The sequence below is a fragment of the Lysinibacillus sp. FSL L8-0126 genome, assembly GCF_038630385.1.
GTDB lineage: Bacteria > Bacillota > Bacilli > Bacillales_A > Planococcaceae > Lysinibacillus > Lysinibacillus fusiformis_D.
In genome coordinates this window covers 490,893-507,881 of sequence record NZ_CP152028.1, presented here as the reverse complement: position 1 = coordinate 507,881, position 16,989 = coordinate 490,893, and the positions used below count along the sequence as shown (strand labels likewise).

The 16,989-nt window shown below is 38.5% G+C and carries 16 protein-coding genes; all 16 read left to right on the top strand.

Features of this window, described 5'->3' with window-relative positions; translation table 11 throughout:
- Positions 1 to 111 precede the first annotated feature (111 nt).
- The 16 genes from MHI34_RS02475 (at position 112) to MHI34_RS02400 (ending at position 16,987) form a co-directional block, all read left to right on the top strand.
- Positions 112 to 879, top strand: coding sequence for an enoyl-CoA hydratase/isomerase family protein (locus MHI34_RS02475; protein WP_058843463.1), 768 nt, complete (start codon positions 112 to 114; stop codon positions 877 to 879).
- 110 nt (positions 880 to 989) lie between these two features.
- A complete protein-coding gene (locus tag MHI34_RS02470; RefSeq protein WP_036125273.1) occupies positions 990 to 1,367 on the top strand; it encodes a transcriptional regulator in 378 nt (125 codons plus the stop codon).
- 212 nt (positions 1,368 to 1,579) lie between these two features.
- Positions 1,580 to 2,482 (top strand): 2-dehydropantoate 2-reductase, encoded by a 903-nt coding sequence (locus tag MHI34_RS02465; protein WP_340812630.1) that lies wholly within the window; start codon positions 1,580 to 1,582, stop codon positions 2,480 to 2,482.
- Positions 2,479 to 2,874, top strand: coding sequence for a DUF3397 domain-containing protein (locus MHI34_RS02460; RefSeq protein ID WP_036125267.1), 396 nt, complete (start codon positions 2,479 to 2,481; stop codon positions 2,872 to 2,874). Before MHI34_RS02465 ends, MHI34_RS02460 begins: the two co-directional genes overlap by 4 nt.
- Positions 2,875 to 3,144: 270 nt before the next feature.
- Complete coding sequence (gene bshC, locus MHI34_RS02455; protein WP_036125265.1) at positions 3,145 to 4,761, top strand: bacillithiol biosynthesis cysteine-adding enzyme BshC; 1,617 nt, start codon at positions 3,145 to 3,147, stop codon at positions 4,759 to 4,761.
- A gap of 253 nt (positions 4,762 to 5,014) precedes the next feature.
- Positions 5,015 to 5,446: a division/cell wall cluster transcriptional repressor MraZ gene (mraZ, locus tag MHI34_RS02450; RefSeq protein ID WP_036125263.1), complete on the top strand. Its 432-nt coding sequence runs from the start codon at positions 5,015 to 5,017 to the stop codon at positions 5,444 to 5,446.
- A 61-nt stretch (positions 5,447 to 5,507) separates the two neighbouring features.
- Positions 5,508 to 6,458: a 16S rRNA (cytosine(1402)-N(4))-methyltransferase RsmH gene (gene rsmH / locus MHI34_RS02445; RefSeq protein ID WP_342504065.1), complete on the top strand. Its 951-nt coding sequence runs from the start codon at positions 5,508 to 5,510 to the stop codon at positions 6,456 to 6,458.
- A complete protein-coding gene (locus MHI34_RS02440; protein ID WP_036125259.1) occupies positions 6,459 to 6,830 on the top strand; it encodes a cell division protein in 372 nt (123 codons plus the stop codon). It abuts the gene before it with no gap.
- The gene (locus MHI34_RS02435; RefSeq protein WP_051891697.1) at positions 6,827 to 9,049 is read left to right on the top strand and encodes a penicillin-binding protein; all 2,223 of its coding nucleotides are present in this window, start codon (positions 6,827 to 6,829) and stop codon (positions 9,047 to 9,049) included. The genes MHI34_RS02440 and MHI34_RS02435 overlap by 4 nt, the downstream gene beginning before the upstream one ends.
- A 57-nt stretch (positions 9,050 to 9,106) precedes the next feature.
- Positions 9,107 to 11,023, top strand: coding sequence for a stage V sporulation protein D (locus tag MHI34_RS02430; RefSeq protein ID WP_036125256.1), 1,917 nt, complete (start codon positions 9,107 to 9,109; stop codon positions 11,021 to 11,023).
- A gap of 125 nt (positions 11,024 to 11,148) precedes the next feature.
- Positions 11,149 to 12,120 (top strand): phospho-N-acetylmuramoyl-pentapeptide-transferase, encoded by a 972-nt coding sequence (mraY, locus tag MHI34_RS02425; RefSeq protein WP_036125252.1) that lies wholly within the window; start codon positions 11,149 to 11,151, stop codon positions 12,118 to 12,120.
- Complete coding sequence (gene murD, locus MHI34_RS02420; RefSeq protein WP_036125250.1) at positions 12,120 to 13,469, top strand: UDP-N-acetylmuramoyl-L-alanine--D-glutamate ligase; 1,350 nt, start codon at positions 12,120 to 12,122, stop codon at positions 13,467 to 13,469. The genes mraY and murD overlap by 1 nt, the downstream gene beginning before the upstream one ends.
- Before the next feature lie 40 nt (positions 13,470 to 13,509).
- Positions 13,510 to 14,589, top strand: coding sequence for a putative lipid II flippase FtsW (gene ftsW / locus MHI34_RS02415; RefSeq protein ID WP_058843467.1), 1,080 nt, complete (start codon positions 13,510 to 13,512; stop codon positions 14,587 to 14,589).
- A gap of 20 nt (positions 14,590 to 14,609) precedes the next feature.
- Positions 14,610 to 15,440: a cell division protein FtsQ/DivIB gene (locus MHI34_RS02410; protein WP_036125245.1), complete on the top strand. Its 831-nt coding sequence runs from the start codon at positions 14,610 to 14,612 to the stop codon at positions 15,438 to 15,440.
- Positions 15,421 to 16,146: a DUF881 domain-containing protein gene (locus MHI34_RS02405; RefSeq protein WP_036125243.1), complete on the top strand. Its 726-nt coding sequence runs from the start codon at positions 15,421 to 15,423 to the stop codon at positions 16,144 to 16,146. Before MHI34_RS02410 ends, MHI34_RS02405 begins: the two co-directional genes overlap by 20 nt.
- A gap of 121 nt (positions 16,147 to 16,267) precedes the next feature.
- Complete coding sequence (locus MHI34_RS02400; protein ID WP_058843468.1) at positions 16,268 to 16,987, top strand: DUF881 domain-containing protein; 720 nt, start codon at positions 16,268 to 16,270, stop codon at positions 16,985 to 16,987.
- The last annotated feature ends 2 nt before the right edge of the window (positions 16,988 to 16,989 follow it).

Below are 16,989 nucleotides of genomic sequence, written 5' to 3'. Positions count from 1 at the left end.
GCCTTTTTGTTAGCTTGAAAAGACGGAATATTTCGCTGATTATGAAGTTCTTTACAATAGTAAAATAATTGTGTGATACAATTTATTCACAGGAATAAAGGGGGTAACAGTATGTCTTACACAATTGATAATCATGATGGCATTATGACATTTACCATTAACCGTGAAGAGAAGCGGAATGCTGTCAATGATGAGGTTATGAATGGTCTTCAAGAAGTCATTACATATATTCGTCAGCATGAAGATGTGCGTTTTTTGGTAGTGACAGGTGCAGGCGATAAATCATTTTGCTCAGGAGGGGATTTATCTGAGTTTCATTCACTGGAAACAGAGGATGAGGCATTTGGTATGTTAAGTAAGATGGGGAAAATATTATACGATCTTGCTACGTTACCTGTGCCCACTATAGCGCTTATAAATGGTACTGCTGTTGGCGGCGGCTGTGAAATTGCAACAGCTTGTGATTTCCGTTTAGTGGCAAGTCACGCGAAATGTGGCTTTATTCAAGGTACATTAGCCATTACAAGTGGATGGGGTGGCGGTACATATTTATTTGAACGAGGTTTACGCCATGATCGCGCGATGAAGATGCTAGTAGATGCAAAGCCGTATCCTGCACAACTACTATATGAAATTGGATGGGCGATGCGTGTATTTGAAGGCTCAAAAGAAGAGGCTTTAAATGATTTTATTGAACATATGCGAAAAATTCATCCTGCTGTTCATAAAGCCTATAAGGAAATTGAACTTCGGAAGTGGCGTGAACGCAATATGTATGAGCGTGTGATGGAGGAAGTTCGTACTTGCGCGAAGCTGTGGGAAAGTGAAGCGCATCACCAAGCAGTTAATAATTTCTTGACCAAGAAGAATAATAAGTAATGTATAAAGGCAGTGATGAGAGGGAAACATCATCACTGTCTTTTTTCATGCAATGATTCTATTTTGCCCACTTGTGCATATAGTAGTAAAAAATGCGAGGGTGATAGATTATGGAATTGAAAAAAAGAAAAGATCAATGGACAAAGGAAGACGATGAAAGACTAGCAGAAATTGTGTTGCATAATGTGCAAAATGGCAAAACACAGCTAGAAGCCTTTGAAATGGCGGCTGTAGAATTGGGTCGTACAAAGCAAGCTTGTGGCTTCCGCTGGAATAAAACATTGCGTGGTCAATATAGTCAGTCACTATTAGCTGTTCGAAATCAGCCCCAACAATCTATGCGAAGTCACTTGAAATTGGCATTGACAAGTTTTGACGAATTAACGGAGGCTTATCAAACGCTTGAGATGAAGCATCGTGAATTGCAAAATGAGCATGATAAGTTAGTGAAATGGCTACAACAGGGCTACTCATTGATGAAAGATTAAAGTTCTAAGTATGATGACTACATTATTTTTCTTTCCTGGCGATAAAACCCTTTCAGTGTATCGTCAACAATCGGTCTATCCTGTATAATAAAAGAACCTGCATAGAAGGTGCCTTAGAAGTAATCTGAGGCACCTTATTCTTATAGTTTTATTTTGGTTTAGCAATTGTTTTTTTGTGCCGAAAACATTCAAACGAAGGAGGGGTGGAGAAGATGGACGTAGCGGTAATTGGTGCAGGAGCGGTAGGTCAACTAACAGCGAGCTTTTTAGCGGAATCGGGTATGTCAGTAACGTTGGTTGCAAGGAGGCAGGAACAGGTCAATGAGCTAAATACAAAGCAGTTAACACGTATCAATGTTGATGGTACCAAAACTGTGCAAAATGTTGTTTCTACTACAGATTTGGCCACTCTACCACCACAAGATTTACTTGTGATTGCTGTTAAATATGGTCATTTGCAAAAGCTCTACAAACAATTTGCTGCATTATCGAGTGATATGCCATTGCTTTTTATGCAAAACGGCTTAGCGCATTTCGAGGAGGCACTCACCTTACCACAAAAAAATATTGCCTTTTGTTCAATTTCTTTTGGTGCTCAAATGATGGGGCAAGCAACAGTTCAACATAGAGGGGTGGGACACTGTAAACTTGCGGTAGAAAGAGGGGATCAACGGATCTTTCAAAAGCTATTACAATTACAAAATTCTTTGTTTCCTGTTGAGCTGGTTCGTAATGCTGAGCAAATGCTTTTTGAAAAAGCAGTGCTAAATAGCTTAATTAATCCATTATCAGCTGTATTGAAAGTGAAGAACGGTGAGTTGGTAACGAATCAACAGGCGTTTTTACTTATGGAAACTATTTATAAAGAGCTTACAGAAGCTTTTGAAGCTATTGAACAGACTATACCTTTTACTGATGTGGTAGACTTATGTAGGAAAACGGCCAAGAATACATCATCTATGCTTACAGATCGTCTACAGGGTCGAAAGAGTGAAATTGAAACAATTGTTGGTGTCATTCTAAACAAAGCTTTGGCTAACGGTCATAATTTACCTACTTTGCGTACTTTATATCACCAAGTACTTGCAATAGAGGAGAGCGGTGAACGAAGTTGAAAGACTTTTTACATATACTGATTAGTATCATCATTTTTTGTCCAATTGTTCTTTTTGTCATTGTTTATCTTGTTGGCAGAAAGGTTAAAATTCGCGGCACACATGCTTTTGGAGCAGCATCTGATGTGACGACATTGTGCTTGTTTTTTTCTGTTCCATTAGCTATTGGGGTGCTGTGGCGCGTGAATGTAGGAGCACTTTTAGTCATGCTTGCGATAATGATGGCTATGATTTTTACATATATTGATTGGAGAACTAAAAAGGAAATAGAAGTAAAGCCGTTACTAAAGAAAATTTGGCGTTTTTTATTTTTAATACTTAGTACAGCCTATGTAGTGATCTGGATAGTGGGGGTTATTCAATCCATTGTAGAATATTTACAGGTTGTCTAAGCATTTTCTTTTCATGTTGAAGCTATAAGCGTTAAAATAATAGCATCAAAATTAGTTATAAAAAATCATTCTTTATGAATGGGAATATTGATTAAATTCATAGATCTTAGTGCTATAAGCTTAGTTTAGTCATCTTGTGCTGTTGCTAGCTTATGTAATGATGAAAGATGGGCTAAAAACATTTAAGACATCATGTGCATAGTATGAATGGAATTAATTTCTCATTATGGAGTAAGAAAATGATTTAGTGAGTAGAGGAGTTTATGTTAAATGAAACTGGAGTCTATCCAAGTACCTATAAAAAATCATGTGCTAGCAGATTACTGGTCGCCAAATACCGCCATTCATCAATTTTTTGAGTATGAGTATAATGATCAAGCTTTTGAGGAAAGAGCGAAGCATTTAGCACAACATGCTCGAGACCAAAAAGAATTAACAGCCATCATTCGTCAATTTATGGAGCCGCTTGGGCTTTCTAACAAGGCGAATGAACATTTAGAACAACTAGAGCAAGGAGCTATGGTGGTAGTCGGTGGACAACAAGCAGGTATCTTAACTGGCCCTCTTTACTCCGTTCATAAAGCTATTTCAGTGATAGCATTAGCGAAAGAGCAAAGTGCTAAGCTTCAACAGCCTGTCATTCCTGTTTTTTGGATAGCTGGAGAGGATCACGACTTAGAAGAGATTAATCACACTTATACAGTACATGGAGAATTACTAAAAAAGCGTGCGTATAGTGAGCGCTCTAGACGTAAAACGATGGCTTCTGCAACAGTTCTAAATAAAGAGTTGATGACGCAATTGATTAATACAATTGTTCGGGATATTGGTGAGACAGAGTATACGGAAGCGTTGATGAAGCAACTAGTAGACGCGCTGAACGAAAGTGAAACATTTACAGACTTCTTTGCCTGTTTGATGAATCAACTATTCAAAGAGGAAGGTCTGCTGTTAATTGATGCAGCCAACTTCCAATTCCGTCAATTTGAAAGCAAATATTTTGCGCAAATTATCCACTACAATGAAGAAATTGCTAGAATAGTAACGGAACAGGAAGAGGAACTGGAGCGTGCTGGCTATGGTAAGCCTATTTTGGCGACATATGAAGCGGCCAATTTATTTTATGTAGAGGATGGAGAACGTCATCTTTTAGAAAGAAAAAATGAGCTATTTGTTAATTTAGCGGCAAATCTCAAATTTACACAGGATGAGCTGTTGGCAATTGCTGACAAGCATCCTGAACGTTTAAGTAATAATGTAGTGACTCGTCCGTTAATGCAGGAGATGACACTGCCTGTGTTGGCATTTGTTGGTGGCCCAGGTGAATTGGCTTATTGGGCAACACTGAAAAATGCATTTTCAGCATTAGATTTACAAATGCCGATTTTTGCGCCTCGTCTTCATATCACAATTGTTACACGTCACGCAGAGCAATTATTACGTGAGCATCAACTAACTGTGACGGATGTATGGGAAGGCAAAGCATTGCAGTTAAAAGAACGTTTTATTGCAGACGTGCAGGACAGTGAAGCAAAACGACAAATACAAGCTATGCAGCAGATAGTAACAGAAAAATATGAGGAGCTAGCTTCCTATTTAGAAAAACAGCATTTGCATTTAGAAAAGATCCTTGTGAAAAACCAAGAAAATCATGAGAAGCAATTTGATTATCTACAGCAAAAAATTGAACAAACTGTACTAAGCAAGCATGAAGCGACGATTCGTAAATTTATGACGCTGCAACATGAATTGTATCCAAATGATGGTTTCCAAGAGAGAACCTATAATCCATACCAATATATCAATGAGTTTGGACCTATGCTAATTACCGAAATGCTGAAACAAAATTACAGCATTGGTAAGCACCACTATTTACTCTATTTATAAATAATGAAATAAGTTCTTTTTACCTAATTATTTGTTTACCTCCATATGGATTTGGTGAATAATGTCGAGAAAAATAGTATATAAAGAGCTATCCTACTAAGGGTAGCTCTTTTCTTATGTCCTTTAGCATATATCAAAAAAAATCCTAAAGGCCAAATTGCATATTAAGTGATAAAATGTCAAGTTTTTTTTAAAAAAAGTGGAGGAAAGTGGGGGGATGTGGTACATTATTTAATAAAGTGGGGTGAGTAGTATGTTCATGGGAGAATATCAACACTCCGTTGATGCAAAAGGGCGAATAATCGTACCGGCAAAATTTCGTGAAGCTTTAGGCGAAACGTTTGTTGTCACAAGAGGTCTCGATAACTGTCTATTTGGCTATCCTATGAATGAATGGCGAAAACTCGAAGAAAAATTAAAAGGTTTACCAATGACCAAAAAAGATACCCGAGCATTTGCAAGGTTTTTCTTTTCTGGAGCAACAGAGGTAGAAATAGACAAGCAGGGGCGTATCAATATCCCAACTACTCTCATGCAACATGCACATCTTGTAAAAGAGTGTGTGGTGTTAGGGGTTTCAAATCGAATTGAGATTTGGGCAAAAGATGCTTGGGAAGCTTACTTTAGTGAGTCTGAACAATCTTTTAATGAAATTGCAGAAAATATGATTGGCTTTGATTTTTAACTTTTATAGGTATTACAACGCGATAGTTGTATGAGGTTAAGGCCTGAAAGGAGCGTGTGGTATGTTCGATCATACAACCGTGTTATTAAAAGAAACTGTTGATGGGTTGAACATCGATCCTGATGGTGTATATGTGGACTGTACGCTAGGTGGTGCAGGTCACAGTGAATATTTAGTACAACAATTATCAGATAAAGGTCGTTTGATTTGCTTTGACCAAGATACGACGGCCATTGAAAATGCGAAAATTCGATTAGCGCCCTATATTGAGCGTGTTACATTTATTCATTCGAATTTCCGTTATTTAAAAGAGGAACTAGTAGCTCATGGTTTCGAGCAGGTTGATGGCATTTTGTATGACTTAGGTGTATCTTCTCCACAATTAGATACACCTGAACGAGGCTTTAGCTATCACCATGATGCACCACTTGATATGCGTATGGATCAAACAGCAACGCTGACAGCATTTGATGTTGTTAATCATTGGGCATATGAAGATCTCGTTCGGATATTTTTCCGTTATGGGGAAGAAAAGTTTTCAAAGCAAGTGGCTCGTAAAATCGAAGAAGCTCGTAAAGTAGCTCCAATTGAAACAACTGGTCACCTTGTAGAATTAATTAAAGAGGGTATTCCAGCAGCGGCACGCCGAAAAGGTGGACATCCAGCAAAGCGCATTTTCCAAGCAATACGAATTGCTGTCAATGATGAGCTAGGCGCAGCAGAGGATTCATTAGTCGATGCGATTGATATGATTAACGTAGGGGGGCGCATTAGTGTCATTACGTTCCATTCATTGGAGGACCGCCTATGTAAGACAATCTTTAAGGAAGCGTCATCATTACCGGAATTACCACCAAACTTACCTGTAATTCCTGATGACATGAAGCCAACTTTAAAGCTGATTACACGAAAGCCAATTACTCCTTCTGATGAAGAATTGGCAGTCAATAATCGTGCACGTTCAGCGAAGCTTAGAGTGGTGGAGAAAATTAACGACAAAGGGCGTGAGTAAATGGCAGCAGTTCGTGTAAGGCAACAGCACCAACATCAACAAGTGCAACAACCGATAACACCACCTAGTCCACAACCCACTATCATACGTCGTAAAAAACCGAACCAGAAGTTTGAAAAGACAATGCTACTTGCTTTAGTTGGCATTATTATAGTTTTAGGAGTAATAGTGTTAAATAAACAAGCAGCTATTCAAACAACAAGTATAGACATTCAAAACATTGAATCAGAAGCAGAAGAGATTGCGAAACAGAATGTTGACTTGACGGTTCGTGTGAGTGAACTTTCTACATACGAAAACATATGGAAAAAAGCGAAAGAACTCGGTTTAACTCAAAATGAGAAAAATGTAAAGGTAGTGCCGGGAGAATGAAAAAAAAGAGATTTCGATTCCAATGGGGAGCCTTTCTATTATTAATTTTTTATGGAGGGCTCTTTTTTCTATTATTTACAAGAATGGTGACGATTCAGGCGACAGGGGAAGTAGAAGGACAAGAGCTTGCAGCGAGAGCCGCAGCGAAGTATGGTAAAGAAAGTGTACTTACAGCAAATCGTGGGAAGATTTATGATCAAAATGGCCAAGTAATTGCGGAAGATACATTAAGTTACCGCATAATTGCCATTGTAAGCGAAAAGGCTACGACAGATCCTAAGAAACCAAGACATGTAGTAGATTCTGAAAAAACGGCCGAGGTTTTGGCTAAGTATATTCCAGCAATGAAGGACAATGAAGAAGAGATTGTTAAAAAACTGAACAATCGATATAGAAGTGATGGCGAGCCTTTATACCAAGTTGAGTTTGGCAGCGCTGGACGAGGCATTAGTCACGAAGTCATGAGTAAAATAAAGGATGAAAAATTACCAGGAATCCTATTTGTCAGTGACTTAAAACGTTATTATCCAAATGGTGTATTTGCCTCCCATTTAATAGGCTATGCACTGAAAAAGGATAATGAAGATGGAACAGTTACAACAAAGGGAGAAATGGGCCTAGAGTATACGTACGATAAAGAGCTAACAGGCGTCAATGGCAAGATTAAATATGAGACGGATGCCTTCCATTACTTACTCCCAAATAGCGAGAAAATGGTGACACCTGCCAAAAACGGGAATGACATTTATTTAACGCTCGATAAAACAATCCAAAGCTTTTTAGAGGAAGCAATGACAAAGGTTGAACAGGAATATAACCCTGAATCTATGACAGCGGTCGTAGCAGATCCGAAAACAGGGAAAATTTTAGCGATGTCTCAGCGTCCTACGTTCAACCCTGAAACACGTGAAAGTCAAAATATGAAGTGGTTGAATGAGGTGATTGAGGAGACAATTGAGCCTGGATCAACGATGAAAACATTCACGCTTGCTTCAGCTATTGATACAGGAAAATGGACACCGAATGAATGGTTTATGTCAGGATCATATACAGTATTTGACCGTACGATTCGAGATCACAATAGATATGGTTGGGGACCAATTACTTATTTAGAAGGGTTCCAACGATCTGCCAATACGGGTATGGCCCATTTATTAACGAAGATTGGTGATGATGTCTTTATTGAATATCTGGACCGCTTTGGTTTTGGTCATAAAACAGGTATTGATTTACCGAATGAAGCGGCAGGTACTATTTTATCGAAGTATCCTATTCAACGAGTGACAACAACTTACGGCCAAGGTTCTACAGTAACGCCTATTCAGTTAATCCAAGCGATGACAGCAATTGCGAATGATGGAAAAATGATGCAGCCGTATGTTATTGATCGTATTGTCGACTCATCAACTGGAAAAGTTATTCAAAAGCACGAGCCCGTGGAAAAAGGACAACCAATTAAAGCTGATACAGCGAAACAAGTACGAGAAATCCTTGCTTCAACGTTAACCTCAGAAAAAGGTACGGCGAAGGATTTTATACTGGAGGATTATGAGGTTGCTGGGAAAACGGGGACTGCCCAAATTCCAAAAGCTAGTGGTGGATATCTTTCAAACCAATACCTCTATTCATTCTTAGGCTTGGCTCCTGTAGACGATCCACAGTTAATTGTCTATGTCTCAGTGAAAAAACCTAAGTTGAGCAACGAGCTTGGATCTGTACCAGTGTCAAAAGTATTTAACCCAGTTATGTTAAATAGCTTAAAGCATCTTAACATCAATCCAGATGATGTACAGCATGTCAATAAAGTTAGTATACAAGATTATACAGGTCAAAGTGCTGAAGCGGTGGAGGTAGAATTAGCGAATGATGGTTTACAGCCAATCATTGTTGGCGCTGGTGGTAAAATTATTGAACAATATCCAACGAACACTCAAAAACTTGTAAAAGGTAGTTTTATATTTTTAAAGACAGATGGCGAAATAACATTGCCAGACTTTACGAATTGGTCATTACGCAATTTACTTGTTTTTAAATCTATGACAGGGCTAGAGATGGAAATTTTCGGTGAAGGCTTTGTAGCGAGTCAAAGTGTATCCGCAGGAACTATCATCACTGATAGTTCACCGATTGTTGTCAAGCTCAAAACACCTGCAGAAAGCTTTGTGCAAGATGTTGAAGCCCCCGCTGAGGGTGAAGTTGAAGAAATAGAGGATGAATAATACTGAATAGAAGTCCACTTTATTTCATACGTTGTAAAAAACAAGGTGTGATGTCGAATGAAGTGGATTTCTATCCATTCTAAAAAGCGTTTACGTATTTTATATGTGTTGTTTATGTGTGTGGCTGTGGCAATTATTGTAAGACTGCTCTTTTTGCAAGTATTAGATCAAAAAGAACTGACAACGAAGGCAGAGGAGAATTGGGACCGAGAAATTCCATTTGCAAATGAACGTGGGCATATTACAGATCGAGATGGTGAAAGCATCGTAACCAATAAGCTAGCTCCAACCTTGTATTTCATGCCTTCACAAAGTAAGGATATTGAAGGGGCTGCAGAAAAAATTGCGCAAGTTCTGGAAGTAGACAAAGAGAAGCTACTAGAGAAAATGCAGAAAAAAGCCTATTTAGTGAAGTTAGCGCCGGAAGGGAAAAATATACCCTATGAAAAAGCGGTGGAATTACAAGGTATGCAAATTGAAGGATTATACAGTGGTGTGGACTATTCTAGGGATTATCCTTACGGCACACTCTTATCTCGATTTTTAGGCTTTACTGGCTATGATGCTCAAGGCTTAGCTGGGATTGAATATGAATATGATAAATTATTGCAGGCTAATTCTTCTGCGATTCGCCTCTTTACAGATGCAAAAGGTAATAATTTACCAAATGTTTCGAGTGCATGGAAAGCGGGAGAGGATGGTGCAACGATTGAGTTAACCATCGATGTCGATGTCCAGCAGGTTGTTGAGCGTGAATTGTCACAAGCTATGAAGCGCTATGAAGCTGACCAAGCATTGGCTATTGCTATGAATCCAAATAATGGTGAAATTTTGGCATTAGCCTCCTATCCGACTTTCCATCCAGCTGAATATCAATTAGTAGAGCCTGCGATTTATAATCGAAATTTACCTGTATGGATGACATACGAGCCTGGTTCAACTTTTAAAATTATTACCTTGAGTGCAGCCTTGGAAGAAAATTTAGTGGATTTAGAACATGATACTTTTTATGACCCAGGCTATACAATGGTTGCTGGTGCAAGGCTTCGCTGTTGGAAGCGTGAGGGGCATGGGCATGAAACATTTTTAGAGGTAGTTGAAAACTCCTGTAACCCAGGTTTTATAGAATTAGGACAGCGGTTAGGTAATGAGCGGTTGTTGCAATATATTAAAGATTTTGGTTTTGGTCAAAAGACAGGATCTAATATTGCTGGTGAAGCTTCAGGGATTTTATTTTCTAAGGAAGCCTTTGGACCTGTTGAGCAGGCCACCACTTCATTTGGGCAAGGGGTAGCCGTGACACCTATTCAACAAGTGCAGGCAGTAGCTGCTGCAATCAATGGAGGCAAGCTCTATACGCCATATGTTGTGAAAAAGGTATTTAATCCGAATACAGGGGAAGTTATACAAGAGACGGAGCCAGTTGTTAAAAATCAGGTGATTCGTGAGGAGACATCTGCCAAAGTACGAGGCGCATTAGAATCGGTAGTGGCGAATGGTTCAGGTCGACAAGCCTTTCGTGATGGCTTACGAATTGGCGGTAAAACAGGAACCGCACAAAAGGTTGAAAATGGTCGTTATAAAAGTGGAGAATATATCGTATCATTTATAGGCTTTGCGCCTGCAGACAATCCGCAAATTGTCGTCTATGTAGCTGTTGACAATCCGAAAAAGACAACACAGTTTGGCGGTGTTGTAGCAGCACCGATTGTTGGGCAAATTATTGAGGATGTTGCACCTTTTGTAGGTATTGAAAAATCGAAGGAACAGCTTGAAAAGGATTATCGTTATGGTGATCCAATTACTGTGAAGGTACCGAATTTTATTGGTCAAACAAAAGATGATATTGCCAAGCAATTTTATCCATTCCGCATAGAATGGCATGGGGAAGGGACCAAAATTGGTAACCAGTTACCTGAAGTGGATAGTGTTATCAAACAAGATGGTACCATTCATTTATATTTGGAGAACTAAAATAACTTTACCTTTAAAAAATGGGAAAGAACCACTATTATTATGAAGGGTAGTAATAAATAAATGAAAGTTTATGCTTTTTTCTTAAAGAAGAAAGTGAAACAAGATTTAAAGGAGATTTTTCAATGAAACTCGCAACAACACTTACCATTTTAGCTCTTGCTTTTATAGTAACAGTTATCCTGGCACCAATTAGTATTCCACTTCTTCGTCGTCTAAAGTTTGGGCAAAGTATTCGTGAAGAGGGACCAAAATCACATATGAAAAAAGCTGGTACACCAACAATGGGAGGAATCATTTTTTTAATATCTATCGTCCTTACAACTGTTGGTGTAGGTAGCTTTTTAGATTTATTAACGACACAAACCGTAGTACTTTTATTAGTATTAGCAGGGTTTGGTTTAATAGGTTTATTGGATGATGGTTTAAAAGTTGTATTTAAAAGAAATTTAGGTTTAACTTCTCTTCAGAAGTTGATTGGTCAAATTGTTATTGCTATTCTTGCTTATTTCCTGCTGTATGTAGGATCATTTGATACAACGCTCGCTATTCCGTTTACTGAGTGGACAATAGATCTTGGGGTATTCTATGTAGCCTTTTTAATTTTCTGGCTAGTAGGCTTCTCCAATGCCGTAAATTTGACGGATGGTTTAGACGGGCTAGTGGCAGGCACTGCTTCAATTGCCTTTGCAGCATTTGGCGTTATTGCGCTCTTCCAAAATCAAGCGGATATTGCACTATTTACATTTGCTGTAACAGGTGCTTTATTAGGATTTTTATTATTTAATGCCAATCCTGCCAAGGTATTTATGGGAGATACGGGTTCGTTAGCATTAGGTGGGGCATTAGCGATGGTATCTGTGCTAGTAAAGGAAGAATTCTTGCTTTTGCTAGTTGGTTTAGTGTTTGTTATCGAAACATTATCCGTTATTTTACAGGTAGGTAGCTTTAAGCTTCGCAAAAAGCGTATTTTTAAAATGAGTCCTATCCACCATCACTTTGAATTATCAGGTTGGTCAGAATGGAAAGTCGTGCTTGTCTTCTGGTCAACTGCTCTAGCAGTAGCATTGATTGCAGTCTTATCGGAGGCGTTCTAATGAAAAACTATACAGATTTACAACATAAAAAAGTACTTGTGTTAGGTCTAGCAAAGAGTGGTGTAGCCGCTGCTGAAATTTTACATGAGCTTGGCGCCTTTGTAACCGTCAATGATTCCAAACCATTTGATGAAAGTCCAGATGCACAAGGTTTATTACAAAAGGGGATTACAGTGATTTGTGGTCGTCATCCTGAAGATTTACTAGATGAAGGCTTTGAATTAGTAGTCAAAAATCCTGGGATACCATATAGCAATCGAATTGTGGCTGATGCCCTTCGTCGTGAAATACCTGTCTGGACAGAGATTGAGCTTGCTTATTTAATTAGCGATGCGCCATTTATTGGTATAACAGGATCAAATGGCAAAACCACAACGACAACTTTAATTTTTGATATGTTAAATAGTGGGAGTAAAAATCCTCTAATTGCGGGGAATATTGGGACAGTAGCCTGTGGTGTCGCAAAAGAAGCTAATAAAGATGACATCATTGTAACTGAATTGTCTTCATTCCAATTGATGGGAATAAAAACGTTTAAGCCAAAAATCGCTATTTTAACAAATCTTTATGATGCACATCTTGATTATCATGGGACATTTGACAATTATGCTGGAGCAAAGTTTGGTGTGACACGTAATCAAGATGATAGTGATTATTTTATTTATAATGCGGATCAACCGATTGTTGTTGGATATGCAGCACAATCGAATGCTCAAAAAGTTCCATTCAGTTCAAAGGGACGTACTACAAGCGGCATTAGTGCAGATGAGACAACGATTTATTGGCAAGGTGAGCCATATATGGAGCGTGCTCATATCGCCCTGCCTGGCAAGCATAATTTAGAAAACATCCTAGCAGCCGTTGCAGCTTGTATTTTAGTTGGCTGTGACAAGGCGAAGATGGAAGAGGTGTTAGCGACTTTTGGTGGCGTTCGTCACCGTACACAATTCGTTCGCGAATGGAATGGTCGAAAGATTTACAATGATTCTAAGGCAACCAACTGCTTAGCAACAAAGAGTGCTTTAGATGCTTTCCAAGCACCTATTATTTTACTCGCAGGTGGCTTAGATCGTGGACATTCTTTTGAAGAACTTCGCCCTTGTATGCAGCATGTAAAAGGTGTTGTTGCATTTGGAGAAACAGGCTTACGCTTTGTAGAATTTGCAAAGTCGTGTGGTGTCCAACAGACAGTCATTGCCCAAAATGTAGAAGACGCTGTACACTATGCAGCACCGATGTCGGCAGAGGGAGATATTATCTTACTATCTCCAGCATGTGCAAGCTGGGATCAATATGACAGCTTTGAAATACGCGGAGATGTTTTTATTGATGCTGTAATGAAGCTGTAATGAGCCTGTAACTATTTTAGAATATACTTGACTTGGAAGGATGGCATTACTGAGAGGTAAAGAAAGTTACTTATTGCTCGTCACAACTTTGATGCTATCAATAATCGGCATTGTTTTCGTCTATTCTGCAGGTACCTACTGGAGTGCCGTTCATTATAGTGGAAAAATGCCGTTTTATATGAAGCAAAGCATATACTTTGTGGTAGCCATTATCGTATTTTTAATCACGATTCGATTAAATATTTTGAGAGAGCAGTCCTTTTGGAAAATGGCCTATATATTTTCGTTAATTTTACTTGTTCTCGTACTAATTCCAGGTATTGGGCTTGTGAGAAATGGCTCGCAAAGCTGGATTGGTTTAGGTCCATTAACAATTCAGCCAGCAGAGCTAACGAAAATTACAGTCATTGTGTACTTGAGTCATATATTAGCGCAACATAAAACAGGAAAACCGATTGTTAATTGGCGCCATGGGGCGATTCTTCTACTACCCGTTGCCCTTATTATGTTGCAGCCTGATTTCGGCTCAGTATTTATTCTTGTTGTCTCTGTGTTTTTATTATTTTTTGTCGCTGGCTATCCTCTAAAACTGTACGCCATGATTATGCTAGTTGGTGTTGCTGGATTGGTAGGGCTCATTGCAACAGCACCGTATCGTCTAAAGCGTATAGAAGCATTTCTTGATCCATGGGCAGATCCCCTAGTAAGTGGGTTCCAAGCAGTGCAATCCTTAATGGCAATTGGTCCAGCAGGGATATTCGGTCATGGTTTTGGTCAAAGTCGTCAAAAATTCCTTTATTTACCTGAACCACAAAATGATTTTATTTACGCGATTATTTTAGAAGAAGTCGGATTAATTGGTGGCCTTGTCATTTTAGCGCTCTTTGTACTGACAATTTATGCAGGCTATAAATTTGCTGTACAGGCTAAAAATCGAACATCCTATTATGCGATTATCGGGCTTGTTACGATGTTGATGGTGCAAGCATTTCTAAATATAGCTGTCGTAATAGGTTTAGTGCCAGTAACGGGTGTTACATTGCCCTTTATTAGCTACGGAGGTACATCTTTAGTAACAATGTGGTTAATAATAGGTATTATTTATCAATTAGCGAAATAAATATAAAGGAGGAGTACTTTTTGGAGAAAGTAATCGATATAGAAGATCGCATACCTACGCTTAAAAAGCGACGAAAAAAGCGTACTAACCGGAAATTTATAGTGCTAATATTACTTTTCTTTATTGTGTTAGCAGTACTCCTTTATTTTCAATCTCCATATAGCAATATCAAGAAAATCACAGTTCATGGTGCTAAGCTAGCGAATGACGAATATTATTTGGAGACAAGTACCCTTGTTCCAGGTAAATCAATGTGGGGTTTCAAAGTGGAAGATGTTGAGCAGATTTTATTAAAGGATAAATGGGTAAAAGAAGCACATGTTAAACGTAACTGGCTACAAGGCGTTACAATTGAAATAAAAGAATGGAAAAAGGTTGCGTACTTAGCTGGAGACGGCACCTACTATCCTTTGCTAGAAAACGGCAAACGCTTTGAACAAACTGGTAATGATACACCAATTGATGCACCTGTTTTTATCGGGATAACCGGTGAAAAAACCATTAATAAGCTTGTTGAGCAGCTAGCGCAATTAAAGCCGGAAGTTTTGGCTTTAATTTCTCAAGTTAACACGAATAGTAATGATGCGAATCCAAATGCGGTCAAGCTTTATATGAATGATGGCTATGAAGTACGTGCTGTGATTCAGACGCTGGCGGAAAAGTTAGATTACTACCCCTCGATCGTTGCGCAAATTGCCAACTTAGAAAAAGGTGTGATCGATTTAGAGGTCGGTTCATACTATCGTCCTTTTAATGAGGAGTACAACAAGATAAGTATTGACTTGGAAGCAAGTGCAGATGGGGAAATGGTTAACCAGGAAGTGACGGAAGATGAACAACAAGAAGAATAGCAAAGGGAGTTTCTTTTCTAGAAAACAATTTGAATTACTAATTGTTTGTGTAACAACAGGATTTATCATAGGCTATTCATACAACCAAGCAAAAGACAATCGGGAAGCAGGCACTATTAATTCAGAGCTTTTTGAGCAAGAGGACTCTTATCGTGAGGAGTTAATCACTCAACAAGAACGCAATAAAGAGCTTACAGAAGAGCTAAATAATTTACAAGAACAGATTCGAAAGTATGAAAAATCATTTGCTTCAAATGAAAAGGATTATAAGAAGCTTGTTGAACAAGCAGAGGATTTACGTTTATTACTTGGTGAACTAAAAAGTGAGGGAAAAGGCATACGTGTAACTCTTCAAGATGGAGACTATGATCCGAAATCTTTGAATCCAAATGATTATATCGTTCATGAAAGCCATGTTTTTAAATTGTTGAACGAACTGAAAATTTCAGGTGCTCAAGCCATTGCTATCAATGGACAACGTGTTATGGCTAATTCCTATATTCGCTGTAATGGACCAGTGATAACAATTGATGGGACACAGCACCCAGCGCCATTTGTGATAGAAGCAGTAGGTGATTCAGAAACTTTAATGGCTTCTTTAAATTTAAATGGTGGTGTGGTGGATCAGCTATTAAATGACAATATTATCGTGTCATTGGAAGAAAATCAAAAGCTGACAATGCCAAAAGTAAAAGTAGAGAGTTAAGGACAAGCTTTATTGATCCTACTTAAAGTCTAACTTAGCCTCCAGATAAATAGACGATTGTAGTATTTACAATTCAAATATGAATTCTGCGGGGCATGCGATACGTCTAGGAGGGGCTATTTTGAAAAGAAATATGTACACCCGAATAACGATCGTGCTATTTATTATCGGTTTGATGATAGCGGTACAATACAATACCATACAAAAACCAGCTGAGCGAGATACACGAGATATTTGGGCAATAAGAGAGGAATTAGCACAAGAAAAACAAAGACATTCCGCATTACTGGCAGAAATTCGCTCACTTCATGAAGTAGTGGATCGCTATGAGCAATCTGAGAAAGTAAATCAGCAAGCAGCTTTAAATGAAACATTAAATCGTTTAAAGCTACAGGCAGGATTAACAGAAGTTATGGGGGCAGGCGTCATACTACATGTTGAACCTGCACCAGAATTAATTGAAATGGGGTATGAAATTAAAGAAATTTCACCCGATTTATTAACTCAGTTATTAAATACACTTTTTAAAAATGATGCTACGAGTGTTTCCATCGATGGCAACCGTGTTGTACAAACAACAGCCATTCGGGATATAAATGGTAAGACAACAGTGAATAGTATACCATTGTCTTCCCCTACTTTCGAGATTCATGTTGGGACAAGCAATTATAAAGCAGCACAAAAATTGTATAATTCACTACAAGCCTCAACATTTGTAGACTCATTTTATTTAGATAATTTTAATTTAGTGATTGAAGAGCCAACTGAGCAGTTACAAATTCCAGCATTTGATCAGCCATTGACAAATGATTATTTAGCAGAGGTAAAAAAAGGAGATTAATA

What these genes read in the sequence shown, in the direction of transcription:
- MHI34_RS02475 (WP_058843463.1), top strand. Translation starts at nt 112, where the DNA reads ATGTCTTACACAATTGATAATCATGATGGCATTATGACATTTACCATT.
- MHI34_RS02470 (WP_036125273.1), top strand. Translation starts at nt 990, where the DNA reads ATGGAATTGAAAAAAAGAAAAGATCAATGGACAAAGGAAGACGATGAA.
- MHI34_RS02465 (WP_340812630.1), top strand. Translation starts at nt 1,580, where the DNA reads ATGGACGTAGCGGTAATTGGTGCAGGAGCGGTAGGTCAACTAACAGCG.
- bshC (WP_036125265.1), top strand. Translation starts at nt 3,145, where the DNA reads ATGAAACTGGAGTCTATCCAAGTACCTATAAAAAATCATGTGCTAGCA.
- mraZ (WP_036125263.1), top strand. Translation starts at nt 5,015, where the DNA reads ATGTTCATGGGAGAATATCAACACTCCGTTGATGCAAAAGGGCGAATA.
- rsmH (WP_342504065.1), top strand. Translation starts at nt 5,508, where the DNA reads ATGTTCGATCATACAACCGTGTTATTAAAAGAAACTGTTGATGGGTTG.
- MHI34_RS02440 (WP_036125259.1), top strand. Translation starts at nt 6,459, where the DNA reads ATGGCAGCAGTTCGTGTAAGGCAACAGCACCAACATCAACAAGTGCAA.
- MHI34_RS02435 (WP_051891697.1), top strand. Translation starts at nt 6,827, where the DNA reads ATGAAAAAAAAGAGATTTCGATTCCAATGGGGAGCCTTTCTATTATTA.
- MHI34_RS02430 (WP_036125256.1), top strand. Translation starts at nt 9,107, where the DNA reads ATGAAGTGGATTTCTATCCATTCTAAAAAGCGTTTACGTATTTTATAT.
- mraY (WP_036125252.1), top strand. Translation starts at nt 11,149, where the DNA reads ATGAAACTCGCAACAACACTTACCATTTTAGCTCTTGCTTTTATAGTA.
- murD (WP_036125250.1), top strand. Translation starts at nt 12,120, where the DNA reads ATGAAAAACTATACAGATTTACAACATAAAAAAGTACTTGTGTTAGGT.
- ftsW (WP_058843467.1), top strand. Translation starts at nt 13,510, where the DNA reads ATGGCATTACTGAGAGGTAAAGAAAGTTACTTATTGCTCGTCACAACT.
- MHI34_RS02405 (WP_036125243.1), top strand. Translation starts at nt 15,421, where the DNA reads ATGAACAACAAGAAGAATAGCAAAGGGAGTTTCTTTTCTAGAAAACAA.